Below are 13,000 nucleotides of genomic sequence, written 5' to 3'. Positions count from 1 at the left end.
GTACAATCAGAGCCGGAGGCGGCCAGGGATGCAGCTAGCCGTGTCGACGATGTTAGTCGGCGTCTTTTCCGGCTTACATCGTGGGACGATCTGGGAGACGCTTGAACTTGGCGGCTTTCAGGCGAGCCTGAAGCCCGTCCTTGGGCTGAAGGCGTTCCCCACAGCAAGCGGAATCCCTGGTGGCCGGAGTGCGACCAGTACCACTAATTTAGCGGTGACAATTCCTACGGTTGCAAGAGTAGAATAAGCATTTTGACTTTCAACCTTCAGTTAAGGCCGTTCTTTGGCTGAGGGCGTTCCCCCACAGCCAGTACCTGGCAACCGGGGTACGACCATTGTCACTAATCTAGCAATGACAACGTCTACAGTCATAAGCGTAAGGTGAACATTTTGGTTTTCAAGCTTTAGCTTTGATGTCGTCGCCAACCTAGCCAACCTAGTAGTCCAGTCAATCCAGCGAGCAACATCCCCCAAATCGTGGCAAACGATGTGGCTTCATCCGTTTGTGGCAAAGTTGTCGGCAACGATTTGGCGTTGACGGACGCGCTTAACTTGTGCTCACCCACATTGGTCAAGGATGCCTGGCCTTTCCCCATTACTTTAGGGCTCACTACTTTAGACCGGTTAGTCGTTTCACGGCCCGCTGCCTTTGCTTGCTTAGCCATTATAACTGGTTGACTCGGCAATTTGTCGCTAGTGCCCGGTACCTTTTGAACATCACCAGTATTATCTGGCTGTTCTGGTACCACCGGGGTAACTGGTTCTACTGGCGCCACCGGATCGACGGGCTTTACTGGCTTAACCGTTTTTTGATAAACGAAGGTTCGCTCTACGACCGTTCCACTAAAGATTCCCGTAACTGTCGGTGCACTCTGAAGTGTGTAGCCACTAACAGTCGGCGCTGTTAACGTATATGCGCTCCCCGTGGCACCCACCTGCTTTGTATCCGGTGAGATTGCTTGCCCCTGGTCATCCACGTAATGACTAATGATTAGACCATTTTTCGCCGAGGTCGTGGCTAACTGATGATAGACAAAAGTGACTTCCTGAGTAGTCCCATTAAATTTTCCGGCTACATTTATAGGCTGTGCCGTGAGCACGTAACCTGCGATGCTTGGGGCTGTTAAATGATAATCAACACCGGTCGACTGGCTTTGCAGTGTATCTCCCGTTAAAGTTTTACCGGCTTCGTCAATATAGTGGGCAATGACTACCCCGTGATCTGCCGTCGTATTTTTCAGTTGATGATAAACGAGCGTGATGGTCGTACCAGTTGCCATATATTGGCCCGCAACATCAGGTGTTGCCTGAATCAATACATAGCCTAATTGTCCCGTTGGCACCTGGTAAGTCGTTCCAATTTCACCCACCATTGTCCGATCATCCGCAATTTGCGTGCCCCTTTCGTCTAGATAACGGACACTTACTTGACCCCAATTATCAGGATTAGTTGGACTAAACTGGTGATAAACAAAGGTCGCATCAGTTGATGTGAGCGCATATTTTCCCGTAACATTCGTTGGTGTGCTAACTAGAACCGCACCAGAAATTGTGGGCGCCACTAACGTATAGTCCGCACCAACTTCACCGGATTGATCATCATCGGCCGCAATCTGTTGGCCACTCTCATTGACGTAATGAACACTTACATGTCCTGTCGCCGCTGTGATTGCTAACGTTCCCGGTTCTAATTTAATGTCATAATTTCCATTCACCGCTGCCTCATTCAAAATGGGCGTGACGAGGTAAGTCCCCACTTCAGTCTGGGGAACAGTATCTAGCTTATACGCGAGCTTCTCCGCGTTCACTTCTCCTGTAACTGTCACTGTCGCTTGGTGTGCCTGACCGTCATATACAGCCTGCTGACCATTAACCGTAATGGTCGCTGGTGCCTGCATGATTGTATAAGTACCATCTATAACGTTAATATCAGCCAGGTTCGGGTTAGCAGCAACCAATTTCGCATGCCCTGCTGCACTCAATGTCACCCCATAGGTCCCGGCGTTACGTAGATCCGCAGATGTTCCCCGCAACGCTGGTTGAACGGACGTCCCCATCAAATCTCCCGCTTGCCAGCCATTCGTCGGTGCCACCACTTTGCCATAAACCTCGACCTTATAATTGGCTAGATCTGCTGTTGAAAGTGCTTGACCATCATAGACTTTCGTCCCTTCTCCCGTGATAGCCACAACATTATTTTCCTGCCAGACATAAGTTTCAGCTGGGCCAACAATACTACCATCCGCGGATTCTGACCGTTTATACATGCCTCTAAGTTGGACATACGAATAGGACGCCCCATTGGGTGAATCCACGGTCCCCGTTCCGACGGCCTGCCACTTACCTGTATATAATTTGGGATTGAATCCCTTCATGGTAGAGATTTCTGGCAAATTGGCATCGTCATTAATTGCACCGTAGTATGTCCCCATCAAAGCAGACTGCGGTCCCATGGTAAAAGATCGTAAATTGGTCCCCAATAAATAGGCGACAAAATACATCTGCCCATTTTCGTTCATATGAAATCCTGACAAGTCTAAAGACGTCAATGCCGCATCACCCGAAACGAGATGCATCATATGAAAGAATACCTTGCCATTTGTCTGCCACCGACTAAAATTCAATTCCTTTACAGCAGTCATACCCGAAAACATATAATCCATAATTTGGACTCGAGAAACGTCCCAACGACTGACATCTAGTTGAGACAGTGCTGAATTTCGTAAAAAGGTTGCTGTCATATCACCTGACCGACTGGTATTCCACCGACTAACATCCAAGGTTTCCAATGCCGAACAGGCTGCAAATGTATGCGAGAATGTCGGATTATGGCTGACATCCCAATGACTGACATCTAAAAATTTCAATTTATTCTGACCAGCAAACATATACGCAATGTCACCACCATTGCCATAAGGACTCGTCCCAATGTTACTCATATTCCAGTGGGAAACATCTAATGCTTGTAACGACCCCGTATCCGTAATTTGTGTTTCCGGATTACCAACAGTTTGATTAAACATGTAACTCATGCTTTTAACCTGACTGGTATCCCAATGAGAAACGTCCACCGTTGTCAGTGACTGGGCAAAGTTGAACATATTTGCCATCTCAACCACTTGGCTGGTATTCCATTGGGAAACGTCCACCGTAACTAAACTTTTAGCCCCTTCAAATGTCCCAAACATGTCCGTTACTTTGCTAGTATCCCAATTGCTAGTATCAACTTTAACTAAGCTCGTATCCTGTGCAAACAGCCGCATAAAGTTCGTCGCCTGACTGACATCAAATCGATCTGCATGTTCAATAGCCACTAAATTATGTAAACCAGCAAACAAGTAGGCGGAATTGTTACTAGCAACAACTTTATTATCAAACGAAATGCTCTTGATCTCATCTGCATAGGCTGCCCATGGATTTTGTTTCGCATTTGACATAGTATCTGTGAACGTCCCCGCACCAAAATGCAAGACGCCATCCGCATCGATATTCCAGGCACTGGTTCCAAAGGTCCCAGACATATCCGTTGTTATGGCGGCTGCCGGAACGGCCAACCGGTTTAAAGCGACTTTACGGGCCTGGATTAACTGGGTCGAATTCGTCACCTTTTCAGCAGAAATTCGCGTCTTTACTAAAGACGTCCCTGGTTGCTTCGAAGCAACTGGATTAAGCGAATTTGTCGTTGGCGCCACCACTGGTTTTACCACTTCTGGCGTGTCTGCTTCTTGCGGTTCCTCAGATGGCTCAGTTTTAACTGGACCCGTTCCTGCTGTCACAGGTGCTTTTTCTGACTGCGAATTCGTTGTTTGTTCTGGCGCTTTTATCGCTGCTAAATCAGGTGTATCTTGACTCTCATCCGCTGTTGGTTCACTTGCTTTTTTCTGGTTTTCAGTCACCGGTGGGGTTGTTTTGGTTGGATCGGTTTCCTGCTCGTTCGTAACAGATTTCGCATCCTGTTCCAACTCACCTGTCGCCGCTATAGATGATTCGGTTGTTGCCGTAACATTTGGCGTCGACGAATTCGCCTCAGACTGTACATCGGCATGTGCTTTTACCGTTAACCCTAAGCTCCCCAAGCTTAAACTGGCTAGAGTAACTCCCATGTATACCCAACTTTTATTACCTACCACTTGTCCCATGATATTCCTCCTCAAAGGTCCTAAAGCAAGCTACGTAGTCTCTATACAATTCTTAGTATACACGTAATTTTCCATTATACTTATGGTGTTCAACGATTAACAAAAGAACTTTTTCCACCCATATATGACACGCCCTTTGCCCCTATCCTTTTGGAACCGGCAAATTAAAAAGACTGGCGCATTTTACACCAGTCTTACGCGTTACTCTTTTCATATTGCGGACGTCCAGGCTAACTTTACTTTCCAGCCGTCCGGTAATCCTTAGCGCCAAAGTATTGTAAGCCCGGCAATGCCTGGTAGTTCAGCAACTGACTGACCGTGACCAACTTGTAACCCTTAGCCTTCAATCGCTTAATGATCGTTGGCACTGCTGCGACCGACTGCGCGTGAATGTCGTGCATGAGCACAATATCACCGCCACGCGTATCCTTCATAACTTCATTAATATCTTTAGCCGTATTTAAGTAAGACCAATCACGTGAATCGACCGACCAGCGAATAATCGGTTGCTCGATTGCACGCCCCTCAGCTGCCGTAATATTCCCGTATGGTGGGCGTACGTACTGTGGTAACGTTCCGGTTGCTTGAAAAATGGCCCGGTTCGTCCGCGTAATCTGGCTGACCGTCTGTGCCGTACCAATCGCACTAAAATTAGGATGGTTCCAAGAATGGTTGCCCAGCTCATTTCCACCAGCCAGGACAGCTCGCGAAATCTTAGGGTAACGACTAACACTCTGCCCCACCTCAAAGAAGGTTGCGTGAACCTTGTACGTCTTTAACGTCTTGAGTAGTCGCGGCGTTAGTGTTGGATCGGGGCCATCGTCAAAGGTCAGCGCGACCATCTTATTAGTTTTAACCGTAGTCGTGCGATTCGCCTTCGGTAGGTAACGATTAAGAACCTTACCCTTCAGTTGCGTGTAGGGAATCGTAATCTGCTTGACTTTGAAGCTATTTGCCAATAGATTCATTTGCAATCCCGTCGCCGTTAATGTTGCCTTCTTGGCCATGTTTTTCGGGAGCTTAACCTTGTATACCGCCGTTACCTGACCCCCCTTCGACTTCGTCTGCTTTAGAATTTGTTCTCGAGCCGCCTGGCGAATTGCCGCTAAACGCTGCGTATTTTTATTAGTCAATTGGCCAAAAGTAACCGTTTTGGTCACCGTCTTACTTTTTGCCTGTGCCGTCGTTCCCCCGATTAATAGAACACTCAAAATAAGTGCTAAGCTTGCTAAAAATAACCGTTTATTTTTCATGAAATCCCCTCCTCGAAAAGCTTCCCCTGAAGCTTAAACTCAGTTTATCAGTATTTGTAGCTAAACGGGGAGTAGAAGACCCATTTTTTTATAATTTAATAAATTTAACGGGAGCTTCTGTGCCGTATTCACTGACTTAACCGGCACTTCCCCAACTTAGATGGACTTGTTTTTCTGTAAACTCTTTCGTACACTATGAGTAGCCCAATCCGAACAAACGTTCTTTTCTACTTTTAAAAAAAGATGCTCACCGCGGTAAGCACCTAGTCCGTTTCATCATCTGGTGGATTAATCGCCTGATGATTTTCCTTTAAAACTTCGTTCGTATAATGTTCCAGATCTTTTAAAATTTCCGCATCATCGTTCTGTTGCTGTGCGGCCATGTTCTCCGCAACTGCCCACCGAGCCAAGGTATCTGTAATCGGAACAATATCTTGAATAATTTCCATATTTGAATCATCCGCATGTTGTTCTTGAATCGTCCGAAAACTTTCAATGTCCGTAATTAAACGTAAAATTTTACCGGATTCTTTCTCCGTTGACTGAAAAATAACGAAGTGGGCACGCTGATTGGCTTCACCCATCCGCTCACGGATTGCTGCTAATTGCTGATCGTCTATTTTTAATGCCAATACCTTCACCCCACTGCGTCTATTCTACCAAACAATTCTCTAAACGGCCTGAATTTTCACAGGGTTTTGGGAAAGATTTAGCAAATGGCCAGTGATTGGTAGTCGGCACCACCATTTTGGAGTAAATCAACCACCACCTGGGCAACCGTCATCTGTGACACGGTCCCGGCTGGTACGGCATTACCCTCCTTGATGATCTGCGGTTCACTCGCTGCTGTAGCTACCAACGTGACCGGTCGCAAAATTGTGTACGGAAATTCGGCTTCATCCACCAACTTGGCAGCATATCGCTGCTGATTCAAATATTCTTTGGAATCATCGATTCCCGGATAAGTTAGTTCACCACTAACTTCCTGATCAACTCCGGCTGTGCTAAGCATGATAAACCGAGTCAGCTTCAACTGATGATGGTACTGCGCGTCAAATAATGCTTCAAATGCGAGATCCACGTCCATCCCCTCAAGGGCAGAAAAAATAACGGGTGCATCCTTTAACGCATCATCATACGTGGCTTCTTTAGTTAAATCGCCACTAAACACGGTTGCCTTAGCAGTTATGCTAGCTGGTAAGTCGTCAGCTGTGTCATGTAGAATCCGAACCGTTCCCGCTTGAAGATCAATGAGTTGCTGGGCAACTAGTTGCCCCAACGGCGTAGCTCCCACGATTAAATAAGTTGTCATGAATTTCGCTCCTTTTTCCTTGGTTCCCAGTGTACCAGAAACAACGGTCAATCGGCAATTTCTGAACCAAGTCGCTTGGGAATAAACCTGAATTCGGTATAATGAATGTGTATTTGAATTCGTTTTCATATTAGGAGGATATTCGATGACACACGAAATGGTAACAATTGGCAAGACAGACGTGCAAACTACACCCCTAGGCCTTGGAACCAATGCTGTCGGTGGTTATAACCTCTTCCCTAATTTAAAGGATGAAGATGGCTTAAACCTAGTTAAAGCAGGACTTGATCACGGTATTCAGTTGCTAGATACCGCCTTTGTTTATGGTCTCGGTCACTCTGAAGAACTGGTGGGCCAAGCGATGCACGACTTCAACCGTCACAGCTTTACGCTGGCCACTAAGGGGGCACAGGACTTTTCAAGTGGTGAACAAGTCATTTCCAATGATCCTGACTTTTTGACACAACAAGTTGAGGCCAGCCTGAAGCGCTTAAATACCGACTATCTCGATATTTACTATATTCATTTTCCAGATAAGCAAACACCCAAGGCCGAGGCCGTTGGCGCGCTTCAACGCTTGCGCGAACAGGGTAAAATTCGGGCGATTGGCCTTTCGAACTTCAGCTTGGACCAAGTCAAAGAAGCCAATGCCGATGGCTACGTAGATGTTGTAGAAGACGAATTCAGCCTCCTTCATCGTGACCATGAGGCTGACCTCATGCCTTATTTAAAAGACCATCAGATTAGCTTTGTCCCGTATTTCCCACTAGCTTCCGGCCTATTAACCGGTAAGTATGCGCAATCAGTCACCTTCCCGGCTGACGATATTCGTAGCCAGATCAGTGACTTCCAAGAACCCCGCTACAGCCTTGCTTTAAAGGCTATCGACCAAGTTCGGCCAATTGCCGCCGCGCATCAAGCAACTGTCACCCAGACTGTTCTGGCCTGGTACATGCAAGACCCACTGATCAGCGTCGTTATCCCTGGCGCCAAGCGTGCAAGTCAGGTCGAAGCCAATGCTCAGGCTCTAGAAGTGACACTGAGTCCCGCTGAGTACCAGACCATCGATAACGCTTTTGCTGGCTTTAAAACCAGTGCCAATGGTAAATCACTAGCTGATCCCGATTAGCTTCATCCCATTTTCAAATTAAGTTAAAACTCGAGCCTCGCCCGAGTTTTTTTGCGCAACAAACGAGCCTGAGATTTTGTCCCAGGCCCGTTTGTTGTTCAAGTTTATATGGCCGAAACGCCCACCTAAAAAGCAAACGGTTTCGCTCTCAACTAGAGATACTGTCGGTACGGTTAAAAATCCTGCCGTTTCGACAATCCTAGCAAACAATTTTTCTATTCTGCAGCATCTTCCTGTGTTTGTGCATGTCGTTCAGCAAGTTCCTCGGTCACAATTGGTTCGTGACGTTCCCACTTACGGTAAATGACCATGATAATCAAACTAATGGCATAAATAATAACCGGAATCCAGATGAACGTAAAACTAATAGAGCTCATACTAGCAGCGGATTGCGTTGCCTTAGCTGCCGAGAACCCAAACGCTGCCATGATCTTTGCGGCAATAAAGGAACCAAAGCCAGACCCCATCTGAATACAGAAGGACGCTCCCATCGCCGTTAGCAGGCCGTTGGCACGAACGCCGCTCTTCCATTCACCAAAGTCGACGGTATCCCCAACCATAGCGAAGAACATGGTACAAGCAGACCCAGAACCGATACATGCCAGAATCCAACCGATTAACGCAGAGGTAACGTTGCCACCAGCTAACCCCATCCAGATCTGACCGACCATTGTCATGGCAAGCATGAAGACGGTTGTTCCCCATTTATGCATGAACTTAACGAAGAATGGCACCGAAGCCATCCCGATGATTTGAATGATCGAGAATCCGTTGAAGAATGAAATCAACCCTTTATCATCCAAGTTATACTGAAAGTAGTAAGGTAAGGCTGCATTTCTTGCGGAATAGGCCGTCCAGTAAATCAGGTTCGCCGCTACAATCAAAATCCACGGCCAGTTGCCTTTAGTGGCCTTCAGACTTTCCTTGATCGTGACGATCTCATCGTTTTCAATGTTCTTCTCCCGCATGTCCAAGAAGCCAATCATCAGGAGAATAAAACCAATCACCGCATAAATTCCGACGGCAATCGACCAGCCACGTTGCTCGTTGCCGTGGCCCACAGCACTAGCCAAAGGCATGATAAATGTGACCGCAAAGAAGTTCCCAACGTTCCCTAAAACCAGTCGGATCGAGTTGGCAGACATCCGGTCATCCGAATTAGAGGTCAGGTTGGGCAGTACCGACGTAATTGGCGTCGACATGGCCGTATAAGCTAATTCAGCCAAAATATACATTCCACCCGCATAGACGATTTTAGCCGTCCCACTGATGGCTGGCGTCGTAAACAGTAACCAGATGAAGATAGTAAATGGTAAGGCCATCCACAAGAACCATGGTCGACTCTTCCCGTACTTACTGTGGGTATGGTCAACCAAGACGCCCATCACTGGTGCCCCAATGGCATCAATGAACCGTCCCAGTAACAATAACGACCCGGCTGTCCCAACACTCAAGCCAAAGACATTGGTGAAGAAATACAACATGTATGACCCGACGATACAGTAAAGTAAGTTACCGGCCATATCCGTAAAACCATACGTGACCTTACGGTGAAAGGGCAGGCGGTCATTTTTAAGTAGTGCCTGGGCCGCTGCGACGTTGTGATCTGATTGTCCCGCATTCGAACTCATCGCTTAACTCCTCGCTTTCTATTTTGTCCGTTGCTTACCATCACGTGATAAGCTAGCGTAAGTTAATAGTAATAAGACGGCGACACCGGTGATCGTCCACAGATTGTTTTCGATATGATGGTCCGCAACTTGCCACGCAACATAGATTAAAATCAACTGCAAGCCCCATGAAATCAAGGACTGGCCCGCAAACATTCTAGAAAACATTTTCACGATTGTCGCCTCCTACATAATTATTGCGTAATTGCTGTAAATGCCGGTGCTAAGCTTGCTTGCGCCGCTTGCCGAACAAAGACTGGCAACTGAGCTAATGGCGTAGCAACCGTAATCTGTTGCCCACCAGCATAGGACTCGTTCGTATAAACGTTGACCCAAGTTGTGCCAGCTGGTAAGTAGACATCTCGCTGTTTGGCGCCTTCAAATAAGACCGGTGCAACTAAAATATCTGACCCAAACATGTATTGATTTTCGACATCCCAAGCGGCCTTATCGGCACTGAAATCGTAGAACAGTGGCCGAATCACCGGCGTCCCCTTTTCATGTGCTGCCTGCATTTGTACCCGAATATAGTCCTTAAGATTTTCCCGCAGGTTCAAGTATTTCCGCATGATGCCGTAAACCTTGTCCCCATAGGCCCAAGGCTCAGTGGCACCACCAGAAGGCATCTTACCGCCGCCAATATCACTCAGTGGCTCAGTATGTGGTTCCCTGTCCCCGTGCATCCGCATAACGGGGCAGAACGTGGCAAATTCGAACCACCGGGTAACCAGTTCACGGAAACTCTCATTATCATCCACACCACCGTGAAAACCACCGATATCTGTGGTCCACCATGGAATCCCCGCAATCGCCATATTCAGACCAATTGCGAGTTGGTTCCGTAAGGATTGGAAACTAGAATCGATATCACCAGACCAAACCAGAGCACCATATTTTTGGCTACCGGCCCAGGCACAGCGAACAAGGTTGATGACTTGCTTGTTGCCTTCTTCTGTTTGGCCATCATAAATCGCCTTGGAGTAGGCTACGGGATACGTATTTCCAATCTGAAGGTTCGTCCCATTGTGGTAGCGATAGTTATCGAAGTCGTAGACCGTGTATTCGGGTTCGGCTTCGTCCAACCAGAACAAGTCGACCCCTTTATCAGCATAGTTTTTCTTTAATAATTGCCATAAATAAGTCTGTGCATCAGGATTGGTGAAATCAACAAAGCCATTGTTCCCTAAAAAGTCCATGGTAATTGGGACACCGCGCTCGGTCTGAACCAGGTAACCTTGTTCCTTCATTTCTTGATAGTGTGAACTGGTCTGATCAACCGTTGGCCACACTGAAACCATGAGCTTAATCCCCATTTCATGCAGTTCTTTGATCATTTTTTCTGGATCTGGCCAGTAGGTCTTATCAAACGTGTATTCGCCGGACTTTGGCCAGTGGAAGTAGTCAATGACGATGACACTGATTGGCAAATTGCGATCCTTAAATTCATGTGCGGCCGCTAACAGTTCGTCTTGCGTCCGGTAACGTAGCTTGCATTGCCAATACCCCATCGCATAGTCGGGCATCATCGGGACCTTCCCGGTAACGGCTGCATATTGCTCTTCAATAGCACTTGGCGTATCCCCACAGGTTATCCAGTAATCCATTTCCTTTGTGGACAGCGCATGCCATTCCGTTAAGTTTTTGGCAAAACTAACCTCACCAATTGCCGGATTGTTCCACAGCATACCGTAGCCCTTACTTGAAAGAACAAACGGGACACTAGCTTGCGAATTCCGATGGGCTAATTCTAATTTGGCATTCTTCAAATTCAAAAAGTCCTGTTGATACTGTCCCATGCCAAATAGCTTTTCATCAGCCGCCGCGTCAAAGCGCACCTTCAATTCGAAGTCACCACCGGGAATCGCTTTGAACTCTCTAGAATCAATATTCAGAGCACTGTTAAAGTGGTTGACCTTCTCGTCATTTTCACCCGCGGACATATCATCGATCCGATTACGTTGATATCCCTTTAAAAGCAGGTCGCCCTTTTGATTATAGAAATTGAGGTTCTTAAAGGCATCGATCTTCGCGGTTAACTTCCCATTCGTAATCTGTCCCGTGTGATGGCCCTCATCAACCGTCACGACGGCATTCCCCGTCGCTACTTTCTCGGTGAGCGCATTATTTCTACCGGTATATTCAGCGTACTTGCTACTACGAACCCGGAGACTATTTTCGCCCCAGGCTTGAACCTCGAGCAGTTCACTCGCATTACGTAAGTATAGGCGGTTATTATCTTCATAAATCATCGTCCTAACCCCTTTCAAGTGGTTTCCATCAATCCAAACATTTTGTATACCATTGAAAACAAATCGTTTAGCATGCTATGTAACTGGTAAGCGTTTACAATAATGATGATAGTGCTTTACTGATCATTCAAAAACTAATAAAATGGCGATAAGGGTATACAAATCAAAACTGGAGGTGCACTTAAAGATGAATAAGGTGTACAAATTTTCATTAGCGGAACCCGTTCACTTTTTTAAGGCCGGTCAGTACTTCGCCGAGGCGGGGTGGCGACATAAAAACATCATCAACGATGGCGACTATGAGCTCTTCATTATGCTTAAGGGTGCCGCCTACATTCAGATTGGCCATACCCAGTACACGCTAACCACCCATGATTGTCTTCTAATCCCACCCCACATTCGGCACATCGGTTTTCAAGGCTCACCCGCCGACACGGTCTATTACTGGATGCACTTCTTTCCCAGCAGCCCCGTCACGACCAGCTACGTGACCGATGAAATCCACCACCCGACCAATCCAACGGCCGTGAATCTACCACAACAGTTTAACGTCAAAAATTTTGGTCGCCTAACACTGCTAATTCGCCAAATGCTTGATAGCGACAACGATGAGACCACCGCGTCGCTCGCAACAAACTTCTTCATCTCAAGTATTCTGATTGAACTCTCCCATCAGTTTATGACAACAATTAACCAAGAACAGGGCTACACGTCACGGTTCGAAATGATCAAGAATTGGATTCGTATCCACAGTCACGAAAAGTTAACGGTCGAACGAGTGGCTACCGAGTTCAAGATGACCCCGGTCTATTTGACGAAACTTTTCCGTGCGTACGAAAAGATGACGACAATTCACTTCATTAATTTAACGAAGATCAAGCAGGCCGAGGAACTCCTATTAACGACGGACTTATCCGTCAAAGAGATTGCCTATGAACTTAGCTTTGAAAACGAAAAGTACTTTCTCCGTGTCTTCAAACAGATTTCCTCGCTAACCCCGACCAAGTACCGTGACGCCTATGCCAAAACCTATCTGAACAATGTCGAGGTCGATCCCACGATTCCGCTACCTGAAGATCGAGATAGTCATCAGCCCCCGCTGGACTGATATAAACCACACCATATAAATTATGCCTTCCTTTAAGTCGAGAAAACGATCTCGACTTTTTATTTTCGACGAAAGCGATTACTTTCGCACAACTAACGGGGTTCAAGTCGTTAGCTGTAAATTCCGAACTTTATTTTTAT

10 protein-coding genes are annotated in these 13,000 nt (G+C 46.8%); 3 read left to right on the top strand and 7 right to left on the bottom strand.

The genetic code is table 11. The features are described 5' to 3' along the window. Nucleotides 1–28: 28 nt before the first annotated feature. A complete protein-coding gene (locus EKM89_RS04800; RefSeq protein ID WP_125686195.1) occupies nucleotides 29–247 on the top strand; it encodes a hypothetical protein in 219 nt (72 codons plus the stop codon). Between the two features lie 157 nt (nucleotides 248–404). Here the strand turns inward: EKM89_RS04800 and EKM89_RS04795 are convergent, their stop codons facing one another. The 4 genes from EKM89_RS04795 to EKM89_RS04780 all read right to left on the bottom strand — a co-directional run bounded on the left by EKM89_RS04795 (nucleotide 405) and on the right by EKM89_RS04780 (nucleotide 6,704). Continuing rightward, complete coding sequence (locus tag EKM89_RS04795) at nucleotides 405–4,139, bottom strand: MucBP domain-containing protein (RefSeq protein WP_125686193.1); 3,735 nt, start codon at nucleotides 4,137–4,139, stop codon at nucleotides 405–407. 236 nt (nucleotides 4,140–4,375) lie between these two features. Further along, nucleotides 4,376–5,392 carry a polysaccharide deacetylase family protein gene (locus EKM89_RS04790; protein WP_125686191.1) on the bottom strand — a complete coding sequence of 339 codons (1,017 nt, stop codon included), beginning with the start codon at nucleotides 5,390–5,392 and terminating at the stop codon, nucleotides 4,376–4,378. A 263-nt stretch (nucleotides 5,393–5,655) separates the two neighbouring features. After that, entirely contained in the window at nucleotides 5,656–6,033 is a 378-nt protein-coding gene (locus EKM89_RS04785; RefSeq protein WP_225421812.1) for a hypothetical protein, read from the bottom strand. 68 nt (nucleotides 6,034–6,101) lie between these two features. Then, nucleotides 6,102–6,704 (bottom strand): NAD(P)-binding oxidoreductase, encoded by a 603-nt coding sequence (locus tag EKM89_RS04780; protein ID WP_125686187.1) that lies wholly within the window; start codon nucleotides 6,702–6,704, stop codon nucleotides 6,102–6,104. A 145-nt stretch (nucleotides 6,705–6,849) separates the two neighbouring features. Between EKM89_RS04780 and EKM89_RS04775 the strand changes: the two genes are divergently transcribed. Continuing rightward, entirely contained in the window at nucleotides 6,850–7,833 is a 984-nt protein-coding gene (locus EKM89_RS04775) for an aldo/keto reductase (RefSeq protein ID WP_125686185.1), read from the top strand. 215 nt (nucleotides 7,834–8,048) lie between these two features. Here the strand turns inward: EKM89_RS04775 and EKM89_RS04770 are convergent, their stop codons facing one another. From EKM89_RS04770 to EKM89_RS04760, 3 genes are read right to left on the bottom strand one after another with little or no spacing between them, the layout of a single operon-like run. Beyond that, nucleotides 8,049–9,464 (bottom strand): MFS transporter, encoded by a 1,416-nt coding sequence (locus EKM89_RS04770; RefSeq protein WP_125686183.1) that lies wholly within the window; start codon nucleotides 9,462–9,464, stop codon nucleotides 8,049–8,051. 18 nt (nucleotides 9,465–9,482) lie between these two features. Then, the gene (locus tag EKM89_RS04765; protein WP_125686181.1) at nucleotides 9,483–9,677 is read right to left on the bottom strand and encodes a hypothetical protein; all 195 of its coding nucleotides are present in this window, start codon (nucleotides 9,675–9,677) and stop codon (nucleotides 9,483–9,485) included. 20 nt (nucleotides 9,678–9,697) lie between these two features. After that, complete coding sequence (locus tag EKM89_RS04760) at nucleotides 9,698–11,752, bottom strand: glycoside hydrolase family 31 protein (RefSeq protein WP_125686179.1); 2,055 nt, start codon at nucleotides 11,750–11,752, stop codon at nucleotides 9,698–9,700. A gap of 187 nt (nucleotides 11,753–11,939) precedes the next feature. Here EKM89_RS04760 and EKM89_RS04755 point away from each other — a divergent pair, with 187 nt between their 5' ends. Next, nucleotides 11,940–12,860: a helix-turn-helix domain-containing protein gene (locus EKM89_RS04755; RefSeq protein ID WP_225421811.1), complete on the top strand. Its 921-nt coding sequence runs from the start codon at nucleotides 11,940–11,942 to the stop codon at nucleotides 12,858–12,860. Nucleotides 12,861–13,000 lie beyond the last annotated feature (140 nt).

Origin of the sequence: Levilactobacillus fujinensis (assembly GCF_003946335.1) — a bacterium.
GTDB classification, from domain to species: domain Bacteria; phylum Bacillota; class Bacilli; order Lactobacillales; family Lactobacillaceae; genus Levilactobacillus; species Levilactobacillus fujinensis.
The sequence above is the reverse complement of the archived record's forward strand: the minus strand, read 5'-3'. Positions and strand labels throughout refer to the sequence as shown.